The organism is Alteromonas sp. H02 (assembly GCF_059682525.1).
Genome location: NZ_CM185021.1, coordinates 123,697 through 144,173, shown reverse-complemented (window position 1 = coordinate 144,173; position 20,477 = coordinate 123,697). Strand labels below are relative to the sequence as shown.

17 protein-coding genes are annotated in these 20,477 nt (G+C 46.8%); 5 read left to right on the top strand and 12 right to left on the bottom strand.

The annotated features are described in order from the left end of the window. Nucleotides 1-11: 11 nt before the first annotated feature. The 5 genes from arsH to AC566Q_RS00625 form a co-directional block, all read right to left on the bottom strand. Nucleotides 12-734 carry an arsenical resistance protein ArsH gene (gene arsH / locus AC566Q_RS00645; RefSeq protein ID WP_499612704.1) on the bottom strand — a complete coding sequence of 241 codons (723 nt, stop codon included), beginning with the start codon at nt 732-734 and terminating at the stop codon, nt 12-14. After that, on the bottom strand, nt 734-1,204 hold the full coding sequence (locus AC566Q_RS00640) for an arsenate reductase ArsC (RefSeq protein WP_499612702.1): 471 nt from the start codon (nt 1,202-1,204) through the stop codon (nt 734-736). The genes arsH and AC566Q_RS00640 overlap by 1 nt, the downstream gene beginning before the upstream one ends. A 23-nt stretch (nt 1,205-1,227) precedes the next feature. After that, complete coding sequence (locus tag AC566Q_RS00635) at nt 1,228-1,563, bottom strand: metalloregulator ArsR/SmtB family transcription factor (RefSeq protein WP_499612701.1); 336 nt, start codon at nt 1,561-1,563, stop codon at nt 1,228-1,230. Between the two features lie 127 nt (nt 1,564-1,690). Further along, nucleotides 1,691-3,796, bottom strand: a complete 2,106-nt coding sequence (locus tag AC566Q_RS00630; protein WP_499612699.1) for an alpha-glucuronidase family glycosyl hydrolase — start codon at nt 3,794-3,796, stop codon at nt 1,691-1,693. A 161-nt stretch (nt 3,797-3,957) separates the two neighbouring features. Beyond that, nucleotides 3,958-4,857 (bottom strand): DMT family transporter, encoded by a 900-nt coding sequence (locus tag AC566Q_RS00625; protein WP_499612697.1) that lies wholly within the window; start codon nt 4,855-4,857, stop codon nt 3,958-3,960. A gap of 151 nt (nt 4,858-5,008) precedes the next feature. On the opposite strand from AC566Q_RS00625, the gene AC566Q_RS00620 reads away from it, so the two are divergent. The 4 genes from AC566Q_RS00620 (at nt 5,009) to AC566Q_RS00605 (ending at nt 9,696) form a co-directional block, all read left to right on the top strand. Beyond that, nucleotides 5,009-5,905, top strand: a complete 897-nt coding sequence (locus AC566Q_RS00620; RefSeq protein ID WP_499612696.1) for a helix-turn-helix domain-containing protein — start codon at nt 5,009-5,011, stop codon at nt 5,903-5,905. Between the two features lie 69 nt (nt 5,906-5,974). Continuing rightward, complete coding sequence (locus AC566Q_RS00615) at nt 5,975-6,835, top strand: DNA ligase (RefSeq protein ID WP_499612694.1); 861 nt, start codon at nt 5,975-5,977, stop codon at nt 6,833-6,835. 341 nt (nt 6,836-7,176) lie between these two features. After that, on the top strand, nt 7,177-7,989 hold the full coding sequence (locus tag AC566Q_RS00610; protein ID WP_499612692.1) for a transglutaminase domain-containing protein: 813 nt from the start codon (nt 7,177-7,179) through the stop codon (nt 7,987-7,989). Between the two features lie 330 nt (nt 7,990-8,319). After that, nucleotides 8,320-9,696 carry an NAD-dependent succinate-semialdehyde dehydrogenase gene (locus AC566Q_RS00605; RefSeq protein WP_499612691.1) on the top strand — a complete coding sequence of 459 codons (1,377 nt, stop codon included), beginning with the start codon at nt 8,320-8,322 and terminating at the stop codon, nt 9,694-9,696. Nucleotides 9,697-9,730: 34 nt separating this feature from the next. On the opposite strand, the gene AC566Q_RS00600 is transcribed toward AC566Q_RS00605, so the two are convergent. Continuing rightward, nucleotides 9,731-10,018, bottom strand: coding sequence for a type II toxin-antitoxin system RelE/ParE family toxin (locus tag AC566Q_RS00600; RefSeq protein WP_499612689.1), 288 nt, complete (start codon nt 10,016-10,018; stop codon nt 9,731-9,733). Next, entirely contained in the window at nt 10,019-10,249 is a 231-nt protein-coding gene (locus AC566Q_RS00595) for a ribbon-helix-helix domain-containing protein (protein WP_499612687.1), read from the bottom strand. Between the two features lie 308 nt (nt 10,250-10,557). On the opposite strand from AC566Q_RS00595, the gene AC566Q_RS00590 reads away from it, so the two are divergent. Next, nucleotides 10,558-11,106 (top strand): outer membrane beta-barrel protein, encoded by a 549-nt coding sequence (locus tag AC566Q_RS00590; RefSeq protein ID WP_499612685.1) that lies wholly within the window; start codon nt 10,558-10,560, stop codon nt 11,104-11,106. Between the two features lie 337 nt (nt 11,107-11,443). On the opposite strand, the gene AC566Q_RS00585 is transcribed toward AC566Q_RS00590, so the two are convergent. From AC566Q_RS00585 to AC566Q_RS00565, 5 genes are all read right to left on the bottom strand, one after another. Continuing rightward, on the bottom strand, nt 11,444-12,880 hold the full coding sequence (locus AC566Q_RS00585) for a hypothetical protein (RefSeq protein WP_499612684.1): 1,437 nt from the start codon (nt 12,878-12,880) through the stop codon (nt 11,444-11,446). A gap of 2 nt (nt 12,881-12,882) precedes the next feature. After that, nucleotides 12,883-15,243, bottom strand: coding sequence for a DEAD/DEAH box helicase (locus AC566Q_RS00580; RefSeq protein WP_499612682.1), 2,361 nt, complete (start codon nt 15,241-15,243; stop codon nt 12,883-12,885). A 74-nt stretch (nt 15,244-15,317) separates the two neighbouring features. Continuing rightward, the gene (gene istB / locus AC566Q_RS00575; protein ID WP_123324632.1) at nt 15,318-16,058 is read right to left on the bottom strand and encodes an IS21-like element helper ATPase IstB; all 741 of its coding nucleotides are present in this window, start codon (nt 16,056-16,058) and stop codon (nt 15,318-15,320) included. Nucleotides 16,059-16,067: 9 nt separating this feature from the next. Beyond that, on the bottom strand, nt 16,068-17,600 hold the full coding sequence (istA, locus tag AC566Q_RS00570) for an IS21 family transposase (protein ID WP_499608196.1): 1,533 nt from the start codon (nt 17,598-17,600) through the stop codon (nt 16,068-16,070). A gap of 122 nt (nt 17,601-17,722) precedes the next feature. Further along, nucleotides 17,723-20,428, bottom strand: a complete 2,706-nt coding sequence (locus tag AC566Q_RS00565) for an NERD domain-containing protein kinase family protein (RefSeq protein ID WP_499612680.1) — start codon at nt 20,426-20,428, stop codon at nt 17,723-17,725. Nucleotides 20,429-20,477: the final 49 nt, after the last annotated feature.

Genomic DNA, 20,477 nt, shown 5'->3' with positions numbered 1-20,477 from the left:
AACCTGACTCCTTAAATAGACCGCTGGTTGACCCGCTCACTGAGTTTCTCCGCAGACTCCACGCGCTCGGAGTAACGGTCAACAAAATAGTCCTTGTTGCTGCGCAGCAGCAGGGTAAATTTCATGAGTTCTTCCATCACATCGACAATGCGATTGTAATAGGGCGAAGGCTTCATTCTGTCGTTATCGTCAAATTCCATAAAGGCCTTGGCCACACTGGACTGATTTGGAATGGTCACCATCCGCATCCAGCGACCAAGTACCCGCAGTTGATTCACTACATTAAACGACTGCGAGCCGCCACACACCTGCATCACCGCCAACGTTTTGCCCTGAGTGGGCCGCACACTGCCAACACTTAACGGCACCCAATCTATCTGACTCTTAAATACGCTGGTCATGGAGCCGTGCCGTTCCGGTGAACACCATACCTGCCCTTCAGACCACATCATTAACGAACGTAACTCCTGCACCTTTGGATGGTTTTCATCTTCGGTATCGGTTTGCGGCAATCCCTCAGGATTAAAGATTTCAACCTCTGCGCCCATCCGGCTGAGCAGTCGCGCACACTCTTCCACCACCAGCCGGCTGAAGGAGCGTTTACGTAACGAACCGTAAAGTAACAATATACGCGGTGCATGGGCGGCGGCAACTTCGCTCTGACATTTTTCAAAGCTGGGAATATCCAGTTGCGACGCATCAATATTAGGCAGTGAAGTATCTTCGACGCTCATTATTGCGCTCCCAGTGCTGTCAGCGCGGCTTTGAGTTCGGCGGGTAACGCGCTTTTCTCTGCCACCGGCAACAGCTTATTCACCCGTTCAGTGATTTCGCTGATGCAGGCGCGGAAAGCCGCTGCTTTTTGCTCGTCGCTACCTTCTACTTTGGAAGGATCGCTCAGTCCCCAATGCACTTTGACCGACTTTCCGAACCACACCGGGCAGGTTTCGCCGGCTGCTGAATCACACACGGTTACCACTACATCCGGCGCGAAGCTCTCAAACTCATCCCATGACTGACTGGTTAGACCTTTAGTAGGGATCCCGGCTTCAGTGAGATACTGTAAAGAAAGCGGATGCACCACACCGGATGGCTGGCTGCCGGCACTCCTGGCAATGATTTTATCACCGGCCACATGGTTAGTGATGGCTTCAGACAAGATGCTACGGCAACGATTATGGGTACAAATATACAGAATTTTCATGATGACCTTTGCTTAATGCGTGGTTACTGACAGCCCGGCCCTTGCTGCCGGTACTGATGAAGTTTATCGATGGCGGAACTAAAGTAAGACTGATTATTCTCAGCGGCCAGGCGGATAATATCCAGCGCCCACTCAGGCAAATCCTGGTGCAGCCGGTAATACACCCACTTACCGCGCCGTTCATCCTGCAAAATACCGCAACGTCGCAGTTCAGCCAGATGACGGGATACCTTGGGCTGGTCAAGCTCAAGCGCTGCAATGAGATCGCAGACACAAGCTTCTTCAAGATGACTTATCAGCAACACCGACTGCAATCGGGTGTTATCCGACAGGCATTTGAAAAGTTGTAATGGCATCATTCAACACATCCGGTAAATCACATATGTAATTTATCATATATGTGATTTACCGTATGTCAAATATAAAAAAAACGGTGATAGGGTTACCCGTATCACCGCTTAGAAGTTTGCCAGTCAGGAGTGAAGCTTACCCCTGACCCGGCGCGTAAGGGAATTTGCGCGACTGGAACTCTTTCAGACTGCCTTGAGGTTGTGGCAGACCAGCAGGTATAGGGCGTTCAGAGAACATCTGGAAATACAGTACGCTGGCATCGCGCCACCATTTCGCTTCCTGATATTGTATGCTCAGAGCCATTTCAACCTGACGAAACTGGTTGGCATCAATGTAGGGCTTTACCTGTTGCCAGCGCTGTTGCATATCGCTGACGCCATCTACGCCGCGGTAATAATATTCAACCAGTTCGTTCCATAAGGTCTCGCCATTCGCCAGTTGGTAATCCCACGGCAAATGATGAAACCACAACAACAACTCCTTCGGTGTAGTGTCCGGGTTGGCAAGTTTCTGTTGCCAGTAGGGCGCATACTGGCTGATAGCATTCGTGCCCGAAGCAGTGCGGTCCAGCCCAATTCCCTGTTTATCAGCGCGATGGTAGTACACCGAATTCCAGTCTGCCCGCCCGAGGTTATCTACCCACGGACCCGGCCCGTAGTGGTGACCGGAGTCCATCAGGTGATGCAGGCCAAGCGGTGTCATGTATTCCACTACATACTCCCGCGAGGGCATCATTATGGCTTCCACCTGCCGGACGGCCTGCGGTTGTACGGTAAGGGTTTGCTTGATCCACTCATTGGCGATCTGCTGCGCGCTTAACGTGTGATCCCAGGCTAAACGGCCGAATGCATACCAGTTAGACTGAGCAAAGATATGACCGGTCCAGTTACGCTGCATACCAGTATTAGCTACCCCTGCAATGCCGGTAAGCTGATAGTTATACAACGAACCATCCACCACTTTAGCCACGGTTGAGCCCGGGCCTTTAACGTGAGTATCAGCATCCATGGCCTCTTTAAACAAGGTGCCCAAATAGGCTAAGTGAGTAGAAAAGCCAAGGTATTCCTGGGTAATTTGCAACTCCATGGCCAGCGGCGTGTCTGGTGTAGCACCAAACATCGGACTGAAAGGCTCGCGCGGCTGAAAATCGATAGGGCCGTTTTTCACCTGCACAATCACGTTGTCCATAAATTTACCGTCCAATGGCACAAACTCATCATAAGCCTGCAGGCTGCGCTCTTTGGCCGGGTCATTGGCATACACAAAAGCCCGCCAGAACACCACGCCGCCATAGGGCTTTAATGCGCTAGCCAGCATATTCGCGCCCTGGGCATGAGTGCGGCCGTAATCGCCGGGGCCCGGCTGCCCTTCGGAGTTGGCTTTCACCAGAAAGCCACCAAAGTCAGGGATTAGCTGATAAATTTCCGCCGCTTTGTGTTTCCACCACTTTTGTACCTGCGGGTCGAGGGGATCCGAGGTATCCAGCCCGTCCAGCTGTTGCGGTGAGCTGAACTTGATGGACAGGTACATTTTAATGCCATAAGGACGCACAATGTCGGCCAGCGCTTTAACCTTTTGCAAATACATGGGGGTGAGCATCAGGGCGTTAGCGTTAACATTGATTGGCACCATGCCATTGATACCAATACTCGCATTTGCTCTGGCGTAATCGTAATAACGCTGGTCTTTATCAAGTGGCAGGCGATGCCAGTCAAAAATCGACTCACCGGCATAACCACGCTCTGTATGACGGCCGAGATCGTCCCAGTGATTGAGTAAGCGACGTTGAATTTTTGGGTTTTGCAGTACCGACAACGAATCCAGCGGCTGTTGAATAAACACCAGACGTAACAGGTGATAACTGCCATACAATAAACCAATATCCGTTTTTGCGGTGATCAGGATATCGTTACCGTGGCGCTTAAGAATAAAGCCTTCATCACCGAGTTGCGCAGTAACATCAGCCTGCAGGTTGAAGCGTGCCTGAAGTTCGGGGGTAATCTTTTGTACTAATAAGGTACCACTCGACTGTCCTACCCGGTTAGCAAACGCCCGGCGAAATTCATCGCGAATAATATTGTGGGTCTCGGTGCGGCCAACCACCTTTAGTGTAGCCGTCGGCAAGGCCGCATCGATGACATCGTAGCGCTGCCAAAGACGGTAACCGTCTTCGCCGCTAAAATCCGGTACCGCCATTACCCGGGCGCTGATCAGTAACAATAAACAGACAACAATTCGCACGCAATACTCCAATGGCTAACACATCATACAGAGCCTATCACTGCCAATTTTGAGCGTCAGCGAATAAGTAAATTTAGTGTTAACAACATAATAAAACGTAATAAGAAATAAGCTTCGTTGTAGTCAGGAATTTCCAATTATCTTCCGGTCCACGAGAAATATTAAGAGCGTACAATTGCAGGGCGCATAACCCACCGACCTTTATTAATCATTAAATAGTTACCCACAAGAATTAACAGCAGACCCGCTGAGCTGCTATGAGTCCATTGGTAGCCCTCGAACAGAGCAGACAAACTCAGCGCGACTACCGGGAAAAGTACCGTGGTATAGGCAGCAGTACCCGGACCAACGCGACTGACCAGAGAAAGATAAGCAGTGAAGCCAATCACAGAACCAAACAAAGCTAAATAAAGCAGGCTAAAAGTGTATTCAGCGCCTGTACCCCAGGCAAAAGGCACACCACGAACCAAACAGATGACCAGTAACAATACAGTGCCGTACATCATGGCCCACATATTACTTTGTAGCGGTGTGATCCCCTCTTTGCCATGGCGAACTGAAATCATATTACCGAACGAGAAGAACAAGGTACCCAGTGCTGCCAGACCACACCCTTTGAGGGTAGTAAGCCAACTGTCGTCGATGCGAATTTGTGGCGCCATTAACAGTGCCAGGCCCACTACGCCAAACAATGACGCCAGCCAAACATAACTCGCGACCCTGGTTTTAAAGAATAACCGACCATTAATGGCATTGTAGAGCGTAGCAAGGCAAAAGATGACTGATACCAAACCAGAGGGAATATAGCGGGTAGCGTAATAGAAACAGATGAAATTGAGCGAAAACAGGCAGGCTCCCTGCGCAACAAAAAACAGTTGATCCTGCCAACTGCCAATCCGCCCTTTTTTAAACAACATCACCAGTGGGATCATTATCGCAGTGGCCAGTCCGAACCGATAAAACACCGATACCACCTCATCCACATTGCCCAACTGATAATAAATAGCTAACCAGGTGGTCCCCCAAATGGCTACTGTTAATACATATAAAAACAGCGTCATAAGCTTTTCTCAAAGAGAAGGAAAGCCAAGAGCATAGCCTCGGCAGCATACAGAAACTGGGACATTCCTGACATTTTGGGACGATCCTGCGGTTTTTTTACGTCTTCTGCGTACCAGGCGTTAAATTATCCTTTGCCCGCTCCCGGCGTTGATGAATAATAGTGCAATGATGAAGCAGGCCACCTTCGACACCCTATCCCATTCTAACGCCACACTCAGAGGGGAATTGCGCCTGCCCGGTGATATCCGTCTGGCCGCCTGGCAAAATGAGCTGGACAGAGTGAGTTATCATACCGATGAAGTGCACACACTCTCGCTTTACACCACCGGCGGTGAGCAAACTTATCGCCTTGATGGGCGCCGCTCACAGCGTAATGGCTTTAAGGATGCAATTTGCATTATCCCGCAACAACAGGAATCGGTGTGGGAGATCCAGGGACGCTTTGAGTTCACTCACCTGTACTTTACCGACAACCACCTGCGGGAGTTTATTGCCCGGGAGCTGGATCTTGAGCCCCGTTTATTTGCCCTGCCGGACCACTCTTTTCTGCAACATGCTCCAATGGCTGCTGCCCTGCAGCAACTGGGGCAGCCTCAGGACTGGCATGACGACATCCACCAGCTTCACATTCAATCGGTAGTCCAAATCGTGTTTGCCGAATTATGTAAGATGCAGTCGCACCGGGCTGCCCAAAAGGTGCGTATTTATGGTGGTTTGAGTTTACGCAGCAAAAAAAACGTGCAGCAATATATTGAAGACAACCTGCAACGCTCCATCACCATTGCAGACATTGCCGGCACGGTAGGGCTTAGCGAGTTTCACTTTGCCCGGGCATTTCGCCAGTCATTTTATACCTCTGTGCATCGCTACATCGAATCACGGCGAGTACAGCGGGTGCGTGATCTGCTGACGCAGGGGCATAAACTCGTTGATATTGCGGATGCCGCCGGTTTCAGCGATCAAAGCCACTTATCCCGCGTGGTTAAACGGCAAACCGGTGTAACGCCTAAAAGCCTTAAGCGGTATCTCAACAGCCAACCACGCTAAACCATTCCAAGGCCCAGTTTTCCGCAAAGCTAAACCCTCTACACTGGTGGTTTTACTCCGGACAGACAAATGAATATCAGACCACTGCTGTTATTACTAAGCATGCTGCTATGCTCCGCCGCAGCAGCGCAAAATGCACCACTACAACTGGCCGAATCCTATAAGGGCGACATCGACATCAGTGAATACCTGGTGAGCGAAAAGCTCGACGGTATTCGGGCGCGCTGGACAGGCACTCAGCTTATTACCCGTAACGGCAACCCCATTAATCCGCCCCCATGGTTTACCCGCAACTGGCCGACTGAGCCCATGGACGGTGAACTCTGGAGCAAACGGGGCAGCTTTGAGGAGATTGCCTCCACCGTTCTCAGTCATCACCCTGATGAACGTTGGCATGCAATTAAAATGATGGTGTTTGACCTGCCTGTTACCGGCCTGCCCTTTGAGGAGCGCGTTAAGCGTATGCAAACGCTAATCGCTCAAGCCAATAATCCCAGTCTGAAAATGATTGAGCAATTCACCCTGGATTCACTTCCTACGCTGGAAGATGCCCTGGATAACATTACCCAACAAGGCGGCGAAGGACTTATGCTCCATCATCGCGAGGCGCACTATCAGCAGGGGCGTAACCCGGGTTTATTAAAGGCTAAACGCTATCAGGACGATGAAGCCAGAGTACTCGCCCACCTGCCCGGCAAAGGTAAGTTCAGGGGCATGATGGGCTCATTGTTGGTGGAGTCCCGCCAGGGACGGCAGTTTAAAATTGGCAGCGGTTTTAGCCTGGCCAACCGCCAGTCACCGCCACAGGTAGGAAGCTGGATAACCTATAAATATTATGGTCTTACCCAGCGCGGTATGCCGCGTTTCGCAAGCTTTCTGCATGAGCGACCGGAGGAAGACAACCCCGTTAAACATTCACCGCCGAATTAACTAACGTCAGTACCTAACGATATTAAAGGCTCCAAACCAACGGCTGTGGGCTAATAGACTGTACAAGCAGAGCAAAACGGTCCATCCTAGACATAACAACAAGAAACACTAGTAACGAATTAGTGCAGTTAGCGAAACCTGATCACACTGCACAATTCCTTGCCCGGTGACATCAAGCCTACAAGACACGCAAAGTAGTTCAGTAACGGCAACTATCGCAATCACAAACTGCTACCCGAATTCTGAGTAGCCAGTTACCAACGCCGATTCTGTTTACACACTCACGCCAGAGCGCGATAAATCGTTGCTTTGCACACGACTTAAAAGGAAAAATCCAGGGTATGTGGTTAAGCACAGAATGCAATCTCACCTTTGATATAACAACACCTACCCCGTTTATACTGATGTTACGGCCCCGGAATGATTTTAATCAGTGGGTAGCTGAACAAACCTATACTATTTCGCCTAATGTCCCGGTGATTGAATACAACGACAGTTTTGGCAATTCGTGCCAGCGATTAGTAGCGCCGGTTGGTACATTTTCGGTGCGAACCTTGGCGAAGGTATTAACGTCGCCAGCGATGATAGGCGACCGCTGGGCGGGATTTAATGAAATCGACACACTCCCCAATGAGGAGCTGAGTTACCTGCTGCCCTCACGCTATTGTGAGTCGGACCGGTTTGTAGAAATGGCCCACAGTATCGTGGCCAATTGTGTGCCTGGCTATGAGCAGGTGGCGGCTATCGAAGACTGGATCCGAACCAACGTGCACTTTAACCCTGACTCGCTCTACTTCCAACAGTCTGCCACAGAGGTTAACCAATCTCGCGAGGGTGTTTGCCGAGAGTTAGCGCATTTGGGCATCGCACTGTGCCGCAGTTTATGTATTCCGGCCAGAATGGTAGTGGGTTATTTGCATGGCTTAACCCCCATGGACATGCACGCCTGGTTTGAAGCCTACGTAGGTGGGCGCTGGTACACATTTGATGCCACCCAACCCTCATCCGACGGCGCGCGTGTGGCAATTGCCTTTGGCCATGACGCCTCAGATGTGGCCACATATACCCAGTTTGGACCTGCGGTGCAGCCGAAAATCATGGCGGTTAACGTGAGTGAAATCGAACCGCCTGATGAGGCTAACCAAAAAGCCTGAGGTTTCCGCCAGCAAACCGTTCAAGAATAAAGGCCTCAATGGCGTATGAGGCCTGTTTTTTCACCTATCACGATGGCAAATTTGCGATGAACGCCCAGAGCGTTCCCTTACCTCAGTAATATCTTCTCTTGCTACTTTCTTCGAAGGCTAAATTTGAAGCAGTGGCACTGTGAAATAAATACTATTGTAATGAAAACTCTATAGTCCTGTGGTAGGTCTACATTTTCAGAAACTCTATAATACACTGATTTAAAAGACGAAAACATAAATTCTAAAAGTGGTCTCTGACTTGCACCCGTCTCTGAACATGTTGATATCAGGAGACAAATAATGTCAGAGACAGTAAACACGGTAAATCCTACCACCGAGCAACCCGTTGCAGAATACACGCTTATGTCTGAAGCTGAGGCGAATCAAGCAGTCGATTCGGCAAATACGGCTTTTCTGTCATGGAAGAAAACCAGCTTTGCCGAGCGCGCCGAGCTGATGAATAACCTTGCCGACCAAATCGAAAAACAGTCTGATGCAATTATCGATTTGATGGTTAAAGAAATGGGTAAAGTGGTAGAGCAGGGTAAACAGGAAGTGGAGCTCTGCGCAGCGATTTGTCGCTACACCGCTGAAAACGGAGCCAGCGTATTGGAAGATGAAAACCGCGTATTCGAGGGCGGCACAGCGATAATCACCTATCAGCCACTTGGCGTTATCCTTGGTATTCAGCCCTGGAATTTTCCGCTCTACCAGGTGATTCGTTACAGCGCAGCAAACATTATGGCCGGCAACACAACCGTTATGAAGCACGCTAAGAATGTCTTTGGCATGGCTGAACTTATTGAAAAACTCTACATCGATGCTGGCTTTCCGGAGCATGTCTATCAATCGCTGCTTATTGATGGCAAAACGGCCAGTGCACTGATCAAACACGATAAAGTACGCGGTGTGACGTTTACCGGCAGTGATGGCGTAGGTAAGTCAGTGGCAGAAACGGCGGCCAGTTTAGCTAAAAAGACCGTTCTGGAGCTGGGCAGTAACGATGCGTTTGTGGTGTTGTCAGATGCCGATGTCGATACGGCTGTTAAAGCCTGTGTGCAGGGGCGCATAGTTAATAATGGTGAGACCTGTGTGGCGGCAAAACGCTTTATCATTACTGAGTCGGTTTACGACCAATTTAAAACGCAATTCTTAGCCGCGTTTAAAGCCCTTAAAGTGGGTGATCCGCGCGCCGAAGATACAGACCTAGGCCCGATGGCCCGTGCAGATTTACGCGATGAATTACATAAGCAGGTGATGGAATCGGTGGAAAAAGGCGCCTCTGTGTTGCTGGGAGGCGATGTGCCGAACGGTAAAGGCTGGTTCTATCCGGTAACCATCCTGGAGAACATAAAGCCGGGCATGCCTGCTTATGACGACGAATTATTTGGTCCTGTCGCTTCGTTTATCAAAGCTAAAGACGATGCTGAAGCCATGAAAATTGCCAACGACTCGCGTTATGGCCTCGGCGGCGGTATCTTTACTACCGACAAAGAAAAAGCAGTTAGGCTGGCCAGAGAGGAGTTTGACACCGGCATGGTGAATATTAACGGCTATTCATTGGCTCAACCTAACCTGCCGTTTGGTGGCGTGAAAGACAGCGGCTATGGCCGTGAGCATGGTGGCTTTGGCATGCGTGAGTTTGTTAACGAAAAGACCATTTTCATTTCTGAATAAGACTAACGGTTATTAATAGAACGGGATGAGTGGCTTAAAGCCACTCATCTACATCCTGACCCCCAAGTATTGCCATAATTTCAACCTCAACACCATTGAAGCGATAGTAAATACTGTCGGCACCATAAGCACAACGCCTGTATCCCTTTCGAATATGGTCAACTGATTGATATGCAGCGGGGTTCGTCGCTATTTTTTCAAAAGTCTGAAAAAAACCTTCAAAGTACTTATCTGCCTGGAGTTCGCCATATTCGGCAAACCCGTAGGCATAAATGCGTTTGAGATCCTGTTTGGCGTTCAGCGATAACTTGTAACGATTCATCTATCGTTTCAAATCGGCTTTAAATTCTTTCAGCATATCTTCGGGGGATTGATTAACGAATCCGCTATTTTCTGCACTTTCCAGCTTTTGATTGATAGCCTCAGTGCGTCGAGCTCGGCGAATCAAATCGTTTACGAGTTCACTTTTGTTTGCATACTCCCGGGTTGCTTCAACCTGGCTCTTTAGCCACTCATCATTTTTTTCAGTCAGGGTAATGCTTTGACGAGGCATAAATTTCAATCCAACAGTTAGCTCCTGGTGCGATATTACACCAGGCATTCTGAAATGTCTGCCTGTTGTTGATCACAGTAACCCAGGACTATTCATGAGAGGGTCAAACATATTGAGAGCGCATGATTCTGTTACGGTCAAATGCCGACAAAGAACAATCGCCCTTATCAAAATTCAAACAAAATCTAACAAAACAACAATTTACAATCATTTTATTTGTCCACCTCATTTACCTGATTGTTAAATTTTGATAGCCTCCCCGCGATTTCCAATAGAGTGGAAATGTTGTTTAAATAAGGATTTAAAAAATGCAAAAAGCAATAATAACTGCCTGCCTGTCTACATTACTTGCCTCTCCGGCGTTCGCAAATACTGAACACGAATCTCAACAGTCCAACGGTAAATTTAGCGCTGGGGTAGGTTCATACGCGCTTGTCGTTGAAGCTGATGGCTACTCAGAAGATCAATTTGCGGGTTTTAGTGTATTTGGCGACTACGCGTTTAATGACCATTTTTCATTGCGTGGCCAATACTATTCAGTGGAACATGATGATTTCTCAGAGCTCGAAGCTTCAGGACTAGAAGCCAACGCATACTTCGGAACAGGGCTCGCTAGCAATGGCTTTAAAGCTTTCATCGGTGGCGGCTTCTACTCAGAAGAAATGGAAGCAGATGGCTTTGATGAAAACTTCTCCGGTGCCCAGATTAGCGGCGGTATTGGTTACAACTGGCAGAAAGTATCACTCGATTTTACGCTGGCAATCCGAACTGCTGGTGACTACGCCGATATGCTTGATGAAGATGAAGACGATGTGGTCGCCGCATCAGGCTCATTAAATATTGCCTACCGCTTTTAATTTCAGTCAAAATTGTTAAGCATAAAAATCCCGCAAATTGCGGGATTTTTTACGTTTAAAAGGCTATCCAACTTTACGGGAAACATTACCTTAGCAGCATCACAAAGACCACAACCGTGTCGGCTAACAATAAAGTTGTTAATATAAAACCACATAACTCATTGATTTTTCGTCCTTAGATAGGAAGCTATAATAAACAAAGTTGTTAACTATTATGCTAATTTAGCTTTAATGTAACACACAGCATAACAATAAAGTTGCAAGAAACGACATAAGCCTTTAAAAATTATGAATTTTATCGTCATTCAGCGAACAGCGCTAGCTACAAATTTATCCCTCAATTACTCATTAGTATAGATGCTATAGGGCCGCAGTCATTTGGTTTATCGAAAGCTGAGCTGCCGTTGATATAGCCGCTAACCAATTTCCCGAGTTTCATAACCAATTCTTTGTTTTTCGTAATAAAGCCCAAAGGCATTGTTATTGGCAACGTTTCAGGCTGAGTGAAATGGTAAATCACAACAGCCACTTCATCCTCTAAATAAAGTATCTCAACATTACCATCTAAGAAGCCTTCCACAAGCCCACTCACATTAGTTTGAAACTCCCCAAGTTCATGCCTCCATTGAGATGCTACTCTAGAATCTTTGTCATCGGAAACGGGTACATACAGAACAGGGTTATATAGTTTCTTCTTTTTTGTACTGGATCTGCGAATTAACTCGCTGAGGCTTGAAGAAAACTGTCCACTCTTCGCCCAGTATGCATCCGATGGAGCCACCCATATAAATCGACTGCTACCAAAATCAGCTTTGTCTTTAATACGCTTATTGAGCACTGGAGCCAGGACCTTCTGCAGTTTTTTCCAATTGGTTGTAGAGTATATCGGTCCAAGGAAAGTCACTCTGCCGGAAGCGTTATGCTCCTCTAAAGCTTGCATATCCTCTAAATAATTGGGATTTAATAGATTCGTTTTTGAATCAAACAGCTTCAAAGTATCTTCATCCCCTACCGAAATCATAGATTTGAATATACTCATTGTATTGTTGTGCATTGATAACCGAGATAACTCTAAAGCTATTAGTTCATGGACACTTTCAGAATTATTAAGCTCCTCATAATCTTCTCGCTCAACAGCCTTACCATCGATATCTAATTGAAACACAGTAGTCAAACGTAATGGCAACTGACGCAGTTTGTTCACTGAATTTACAGTATAAATTGTCGGTTGATCTTTCCCATCCGAAGTTTGTAAGTGAGATAAATAGCCTTTATCCAAGATCTGATTGAAGCGACGCTGAAAGTGTTTTTCAACTAACTTTTCACTTTGAGAAGCATTGCTGTCATCCACCTTTAGCGATATGCCATTTATCCACTTATCCTGTATATTCTGGTTGCTGAAGCAAGTAAATGTAGCTAAGTCAAATGAGAGGGTAGCTCCGCTATCTTGAACAGAAGAAAGCCTAGGAATGTCGCCAATTTCAGAAAAGTAACCAATTGACTTTTCGGTCAGGGTAAGGCGACCTTCAGGAGAAAGAGTTAATTCATCGCGATCAACCAAGTCGGAAATAGCTTCCTCTGTCTCACGTCGGCTAAATCCAAAATAGGTCGAGATTTGTGCTTTACTCATTGGTGCAACATGTACAAGTCTCAACACAAACTCTCTGATAAATGGCAACCCCCTTTGAGAGACATATGAAAACTGAATATTAAACCTCTGTGCGGGGAGCAAGAAATCCACTTCATGATAAGTCACTTTGTTATCAGCTATCATTCCTAGTTAGCTCCCTGCTTAGCTGAGATGAATGTATACCCAGCTTTCTGACCACTCTCAGTCATGTAACGAACAACAGAGCCTAATGGCAGCTCTTTGTTGTTCCCCTTCCAAATATCTGCATTTCCTACAATTAATAAACGATCCATTGCACGAGACATCGCAACGTTGATCCTATTGGGAGCTCTCAGAAACCCGGGGCTATGTCGTTTATCAGATCGCGTCAAAGACAAAATGATGATTCTATTTTCTTTACCTTGATAGCTATCAACCGTGTCAATTTTAACTATATCTTTAAAGCCATCGCTCCAGATTTCCTGATTGAATTTTTGGCGCAGCAAACGTTTTTGCTCGGCATACATACAAATTACACCTATTGCGGCTTCATCTTTGCTGGTGAGTTTAGATAATTCAGTTACAAAATCAGCATTTTCAGATACCTGTTTGAGCACAGATATTATTTGGTCGGCTTCGCAACGGTTGTAGATACTTGTTCCACGATCTTCTAAGTGGTGTGCCCGTGGACCCAAATTAGAAGTATCTAGCCAAGTCACCATACTGCGCAGAGCCAACGGTGCTTTCTGATATACATCAGGAATTACTCTTTCACCATTACGAAGCTTGCCTTCATAGAAAGTATTTGAGACCAGCTCGCCAATAGGTGGAGCCATACGATACTGCGTCAGCAGTGCTGCACTAGCTTGAGCACCATAATTAGAGTTAAATGCTCGGGCAAAGTCACTTCGCAACACTTCATCGATTTCAGTTCGCGAACTGTGGATACCCAACTTTCTCGCTAAAGCCTCCTTATGCGCCTCGGAGTACAGTGGAGGTAGCTGCAAATGGTCTCCTACTAACAAGACTCGTTTAGCTGACTGCATGGCAATAGCTAGTTCACTCGCAATTGAGCGTGCAGCCTCATCAATGATCACCCAATCATAGATATTCTCTTGAATACCGATGTGGCCTTGACCAATGCCGACACAAGTTCCAGTCACCAACTGTCTGGAGCGAGCATAAAACTCGTCAACGTTAACCCGTTCTCCAGACAAAGCATCCTGCATATCCCGTGAAATTTTTGCAAGCGCCTTAACTCTTCTAGCCTCATCAGGTCTGACACCATATTCACTACATAGCTTGGATATCAAAATGTCTTTGGCTTCAGAGACTCTCGACTCATCATCCAACCTAATCTCATACTCTGCTCTTAACTTAGAACGAATTGTATAATCCAATTCTACTGCTATATTTTTGAGCTTCTTTATATCTTTCTCATCGCTTAAGTCATTAACTTGATATAGCAACTTCTCAAGATGATCAATTTGTTTGAATAACCTAAGCTCAGCCATCACAACTTTGGAAATGAACTCTGATTCTAAGCCAATTGCCTCACTTAAAGCTTCGACTCTATACTTACTCTCGGCGTTAAAAAGCTCCCGTTTCTCTGTCGTAATTGCGTTCGAATAGACATCTTTGAGCCCTAGAGAAACTGCTCCTTCCCGGTTACTAAACCGGACGATTTCAAGATCTGTGGTCAGCCGCGCGCAGTGCTTCCTAATTCGCTCAGCGGCTGTATTTACAGCTTCATGTGACTGACTAACCAACAGAATCCGTTTAGTGTTCTGCTTCTCAATTAAATAATGTACAAAGGCTGCGATAAACTCTGTTTTACCTGTTCCTGGGGGCCCTTGCAGCAAAGAGAGAGGGCCGTTGTTGACCAATTTAGCGAACGCCTCTCGCTGCTGTTCATTTAGACTTATTTTGTTTCCATGCTGATCTTCACGGTCATACCTTGCGAAGTCATTATCACTTAACGATATACCGTAATTGTGGGCAGCTTTATCACAAGATGGATCAAATAGATCCATTAGGTCTGGCATTACACCTTCTCGATCAAGCAGACGCTCTAAAGCTCTTTTGCGCTTACGATAAGAAGCACGATCCTGTTTGGAGCGGAAGAAGATAATATCAGAGTCTGTCAAATTGTATGCGGCCGCACGAGTTCTAACTAAGCGAATCTCTTTAAGAGCTGATTTCTTAAGTGACACCTCACCTATAAATCGCTCTACACCTTCTTGATCGACCAATACAGCTTCAACTTCATCACTGCTACTAAAACCCCCTAGAGGATCTACATCAGCGGTATAATGAATTAAAAGCTCCCCTTTAGCGTCCGCTACTGGAATAACTTCGCCGCTGACTTCAATATTAGGATACGACTCAGTCTCAGTATCCAGGATTGCACGCCATAACTTAGCTGTTGGTATTTCGAGTGTTTTTGCTGATGTTGCCTCCGACACCTGCTTATCAAGTCGCGAAAAAGCCTCTTCCAGTTGAAGTGTTAGCGTATCTTCTTCATGCATATTCCGGCTTATCCGGACACCAGCACCGGTTTAATCCGGACGCCTGTTTTCCTCGCTTTTCTCTAATCCTATTTTTATCCTATCTGTCCGGATTGTGCCAGCTTTCTCATTGATTCTCCTCCCAACTCAATCCGATGGCTGTTGTGGATCAGCCTGTCCAGCAGAGCATCTGCCACCGTTGCATTGCCTATCATGTTGTACCATTCTTTAACCGGGAGCTGGCTTACCATGATTGTACTGGCTGTTTGATAACGATCCTCCAGTAACTCCAGTAGATGACCGGCTTGCTCCTGGTTCATCTTTTCCATTCCCCAGTCATCGATTACCAGCAGCTGTTTCTTTGATAAGGCGAGTAGCTGTTTTTGATAACTGCCATCCAGCCGCCCTGAACTCAGATCATCCAGTAAACGGCTAAGACGATAGTAACGAACGCTGTACGTCTGCTCACAGGCCTGGGTTGCCAAGGCGCAGGCTACGTAAGTTTTTCCGGCACCTGTTGGTCCGGTGAGTAGGATATTCTGGTGCTTTAGCAGGTAGCTCCCGGTTAATAGTTCACTTATCTGGATACGTTTTAGCCCCCGATCTTCTTTGTAGATAAGCTGATTGGGTGAGGCATCAATACGTAACTTGGCTTGTCGTTTCAGGCGTTCGATCCTGGCCTGGCTTCGCCCCAGTACCTCGCACTCAAGAAGCAGGCTAAGCCGCTCCTCGAACGTCAACTCAGCATAGGTGGAGAGTTGCTCTCGCTGTTGCTCAAGGCCCTTGGCGGCATGGCCAAGACGCAGGGTTCTTAGTTGCTCATTAAGCTGATTCATGTCGTTCTCCTAGTGGTAACTATTTGGGCCACGCACATTGCTGTGCTGGATATCCGGGGTGGTATGAGACTCACAAGATAACTGGCCTTCCCGGTGGTTTTTAAGCAGGTTTCTGATAAAGCGCAGATAGGGCTTATCTACCATCAGCGCATCTTTGCAGGCTTGTTCCAGGCGCACATCGCCGTATTTTTTGGTGAGATTAAGCAGGCCAAGGCAACTGCGGTACGCTTGCGCGGGATGATCTTTGGCGCTGAGCTGAGCACTGACAACCTGTCGGGTCGCAGCCCCAACATTGCCACCCCAGCTCAGCAGGCGCTCCGGTGACCACTTCTGGTACTGATGGTTGCTGGGCATATGCTCCGTGTGTGTACTGAGGCCGTGCGCTTTCTTGCTGGTCGGATGTTGAGACACCAGGTTTCCCTGGTGGTAGATCTGGATTAACCGCGCGTTCGCCTCCAGTTCAACATGCTGGCCTACCAGTTGATGAGGGACTGAGTAATAGTGCTGTCGGTATTCGATGTGATAGTCCGGTCCTACCTTGGCGCGTTTGCTTTCTGTATAGAGGTAGCGCTGGACCGGGAGAGGTTTCAGCGCGGGTTTATCCAGGCTGTCGAATAAAGCTTTGCGGCTGGCACCCAGTTGTTTCATCTCTCTTTGATTCAGCTCATCCATCAGCTCCCGGATCGCCAGATTTAATGCATGGAAAGTGTGGAATATGCGGTGGCGAAGACGCATCATGATCCAGCGTTCAACAATCAGTACCGCGTTTTCTGCTTTGGCTTTATCCTTCGGTTTATAAGGCCGTGCGGGCATCACCGCTGTACCGTAATGATTCGCGAGTTTACGATAACTGTCGTTGAGTTTCGGCTCGTAACGATCCGTTTTGGTGACCGCGGCTTTAAGGTTATCCGGGATCAGAAGCGCTGGCACGCCTGTGAAGTGCTCAAAGGCGTTTGCGTGCGCTTCCAGCCAGTGCTCCAGCTTTTGACTGGGGCAGGCTTCAACGTAGGTGTAATTGGATGCTCCCAACGTTGCCACAAAGATCTGCGCATACCGAACCTCTCCGGTATCAGGGTTCACGACCGGGATTGTCGGGCCACAGTAGTCGATAAACAACTTATCGCCGGCAGTGTGGATCTGACGCATACTTCGCTTTTGCATCTTATGCCATCGAAGGTAATGCTCACAGAACTGACTGTAACGGTAGGCTCTGTGTTGATGCTCGGCGACATATTCTTCCCACAGAAGCTGCTTTGTCATGCCCTTACGCTTAAGCTCGATAAAGCACTGAGCGAAATCAGGCATGATCTTATTTTGAGCTGCCGTTTTATCCCGATACAGGGCCTGCGTTAACTCGGTATCGGAGCAGTTGTCGGTAAGTGGCCAACGCAAAGCGCTTTGTTCAAAGCGCGTCAGGATATCAGAGATGGTTGAGCGTCCAGCTTTGGTACAGGCGGCGATCTTTCTGACAGACAAACCACATTCGAATTTAAGGCGCAAAATCTCTTTGATATTTGCCATAGATGTCCTCTTTTTTGTCATGTTCACGTCCTCGCTATAATTCAATTGATAACGAGGATAGTGACTAATTGATTTAAAAGAGAAAAGAGAGGTATTCCGGCATTCCGGACAATGATTCCGGAGTTAGACGAAAACTGGCTGGTTTATCCCGGAATCGGTGTCCGGATTAAAACGGAAAGGGTGTCCGGATAAAGCCGGAATCGATGTCCGGTTTGCTCCGGTGTATGCACTTCAAGCTCTTCGTCTCCTTCAGGAACTGACGTAAGTTCGATAGCTCGTGAGAAAGACTCATCTTTATTAAGCAGCTCTGTCAAAGCTGAAATCTGTTGCGGGTAGCCAGGAATAATCCGTAAACCGGTGCAAATCTCAAACTGGCTTTCTTCAATATCTTGTTTGCGAATAGATGAACGAGTTCTTGGTTTAAAGCCTACAACCAGAGCTTTTTGCTTTTTGCAAAACATCGCAGAAAAGCTACCTCCAATCCCCGTAAAGGTTACTTTGGTTTCAGTTGGCTTATTATGATTAGGTTCAATTTTGACATACAGATGTCCATTATCAGGCAGTATAGTAACGGTCTCTTCGGCGTTACCTGCTGTAATCTCAATCAGGTTTTGCTCTAGCGAAGTGTTACCGTTATCAATCGCCTTTTTGAAGCGTCCTAAATTCTTAAATCCAAATTGAAGATCTTCAAGTTCAGCTCGAATCGCATCTGATAATGCTGGGTATGTTTCAGACTCATGCCCCCAAGACATTCCCAACATTTCGCAGGACATCTTCATCACCGCAAAGTTGTCGCGTTCAAAAGATGTGCATTTATCAATATATTCGGGACTATAGTTATGATTCTTGGGCTCTTCACCAAACGGCGAGAAGTCAGGAATATCGATCAAATAAAGAGAACGACTTTCTGACTCTAGCATCACATTCCCAGGGTGAATATCACCATGAGCCACTCCAAGTCCGTGTAAATGTTCAACAGCCGCAACAAATTTACCTATTAATTCTATTTTTTCATTTTCTTCGATAACTGCGTTATCCCAAGTTTCTCCGTTCACCTTATCTGTAACCAGATAAAGACTCGATGATTTTGAAGCAATACCGAACTCGCGGATTTTAGGGAGGTAAGTAGGCTTTATGGACGAGAGCTTATCTAGCAGCTTAAGAAACCTAAGAACTTGGAAGTTTGCGGCTGAGTCATCTCCTTGTCCGCCGGCATTCAACCAAGCTTTTACGAGCCTTCCCCCAGAGATATAGACTTCTTTTTCAGCAGTCTCAATTATAAAATCACCATCTTCTCTATACTGGCGAGAATGATTGATAGCGTGACGGTAAGGATCAAGCTCAGTATCGTCAAATGTTGGAATAGCCTCGCCTTGAGGTTCTGCTTTTTTTAAGGCATCAAAGAACTTTGTAGCAGATGTAAATTTAGCGGCAACAGCATCTATCAGCACATCGGAAAACCACTCTTCGCTATTTAACATTTCATCCTGAACTGTCTCCAAGCTCTTAGGCGACATACGCTTCCCAATAAGCAAATGCCAAGCAACAAGTCCCAATGCATGAACATCCTGCTGAAAAGGCGTTAATTTTCCCTCATCCAACATCTCTTTAGCTTCAGCGGCCCCAACAGACAGACTCTTGCGGTAATCACCAACCGTACCGATAGGCTGGTGATAAGCCGAAATAAAGTTTGAAAGTGCGACCTCTTTTGAAGGTGAAATCCAAAGGCTATGATCAGCTATGTCTCTATGGGCTATTTTAATCTCATGCAGATCCCCAAACTTTGCAATAAGTAGCTTCGTGACATTCAAACGGTCTAGGTCTGTGAAAGCCTTACCATACTTTCCAATAAATTCGTTAAACCGAACATGACTTGGAGGAAGTTCGTATACTTCACTATATTCTGCTGTCACTTCATCTTTCTGGAAGCTAGTCAATGAACGCAAGCAGTGGTTATATAAGTCTCGGTTCTGATGATTAATGTGCTGTAGTACTTCTCTCTCGCGCGAAACTATTTCTGCCCTTCCTTCCGGTGTATAGGCCTTTTTACCCTCAACATTCTTGAACTGCCATACCCGAATTAAAGCTTCTGTGTTAATCGAGATTTCAGACTTAGCAATGTACTCTTTATAAACTTTCTTTGGATGTTCGAAAATTACATCTACTGCTTCATAGCCGTCAACTCGCATCGCTTTTGGAGCAGTTTGTGGCCCCAAAAACAATTTGTCGAATAGTGGAAAATCCTTGTTTAGGACCTGAGCATCTGGGTGTGGCCTGAAATGAGCATTGAAAGTCTTACGATCTGCAAATTTTAGAAAATCATCCAGTGATATTGTATGAAGCAACTGATCCTCGGGCAGTTGGCTGAAATCAGCATCACCGGTCATGACAACAAAGAAATGCACATGAGGTACGTATCCTTTATTTGTAAATCGGTCAGCAAGCCGAGCCAACTTCGTTTCTAATGTCTGCTTCTTGACTCGAGTCGTACTAACGGGGGAACGCTTCATGTTTTTGGTACCTTTGTACCAAGTATCCCCCTTTGCAGTTACCGGTTGATAGTTCCAGTCTTTGAGCTCAACGATAATTACATTACAGTGGGTAACAATAATTAAATCGAACTCACCATCATGGTTTTTTGAATCAACAAATCGAAAGCCTGCATAGCCTTTCCATGGGAACATCCGTTTGCTTTTAGTGCCAATGCTGCTTTTTAGTTGGTCGCGAAGAGATTCTCCACGAGCGGGAGTCTTAGGTGAAGTTCCGAGCCCTGAAAAGACAGTCTTTATTTTCTCTATGGCCGCAACTTCCTGCTCTTGTAAGCCACCATCCCAAATTTCTACTTCCATGCTTTCTTCCAAAATTTATTAATAATTGCTTAAGACCAATTAAAAAGTC

Excerpts from the sequence above, each read along its gene's own strand:
- AC566Q_RS00620 (WP_499612696.1), top strand. The coding sequence starts at position 5,009 with ATGAATAATAGTGCAATGATGAAGCAGGCCACCTTCGACACCCTATCC.
- AC566Q_RS00605 (WP_499612691.1), top strand. The coding sequence starts at position 8,320 with ATGTCAGAGACAGTAAACACGGTAAATCCTACCACCGAGCAACCCGTT.
- istB (WP_123324632.1), bottom strand. The coding sequence starts at position 16,058 with ATGAATCAGCTTAATGAGCAACTAAGAACCCTGCGTCTTGGCCATGCC.
- AC566Q_RS00610 (WP_499612692.1), top strand. The coding sequence starts at position 7,177 with ATGTGGTTAAGCACAGAATGCAATCTCACCTTTGATATAACAACACCT.
- AC566Q_RS00580 (WP_499612682.1), bottom strand. The coding sequence starts at position 15,243 with ATGCATGAAGAAGATACGCTAACACTTCAACTGGAAGAGGCTTTTTCG.
- AC566Q_RS00585 (WP_499612684.1), bottom strand. The coding sequence starts at position 12,880 with ATGATAGCTGATAACAAAGTGACTTATCATGAAGTGGATTTCTTGCTC.
- AC566Q_RS00615 (WP_499612694.1), top strand. The coding sequence starts at position 5,975 with ATGAATATCAGACCACTGCTGTTATTACTAAGCATGCTGCTATGCTCC.
- istA (WP_499608196.1), bottom strand. The coding sequence starts at position 17,600 with ATGACAAAAAAGAGGACATCTATGGCAAATATCAAAGAGATTTTGCGC.
- AC566Q_RS00640 (WP_499612702.1), bottom strand. The coding sequence starts at position 1,204 with ATGAAAATTCTGTATATTTGTACCCATAATCGTTGCCGTAGCATCTTG.
- AC566Q_RS00590 (WP_499612685.1), top strand. The coding sequence starts at position 10,558 with ATGCAAAAAGCAATAATAACTGCCTGCCTGTCTACATTACTTGCCTCT.
- AC566Q_RS00600 (WP_499612689.1), bottom strand. The coding sequence starts at position 10,018 with ATGAATCGTTACAAGTTATCGCTGAACGCCAAACAGGATCTCAAACGC.
- AC566Q_RS00625 (WP_499612697.1), bottom strand. The coding sequence starts at position 4,857 with ATGACGCTGTTTTTATATGTATTAACAGTAGCCATTTGGGGGACCACC.
- AC566Q_RS00595 (WP_499612687.1), bottom strand. The coding sequence starts at position 10,249 with ATGCCTCGTCAAAGCATTACCCTGACTGAAAAAAATGATGAGTGGCTA.
- AC566Q_RS00635 (WP_499612701.1), bottom strand. The coding sequence starts at position 1,563 with ATGATGCCATTACAACTTTTCAAATGCCTGTCGGATAACACCCGATTG.
- arsH (WP_499612704.1), bottom strand. The coding sequence starts at position 734 with ATGAGCGTCGAAGATACTTCACTGCCTAATATTGATGCGTCGCAACTG.
- AC566Q_RS00565 (WP_499612680.1), bottom strand. The coding sequence starts at position 20,428 with ATGGAAGTAGAAATTTGGGATGGTGGCTTACAAGAGCAGGAAGTTGCG.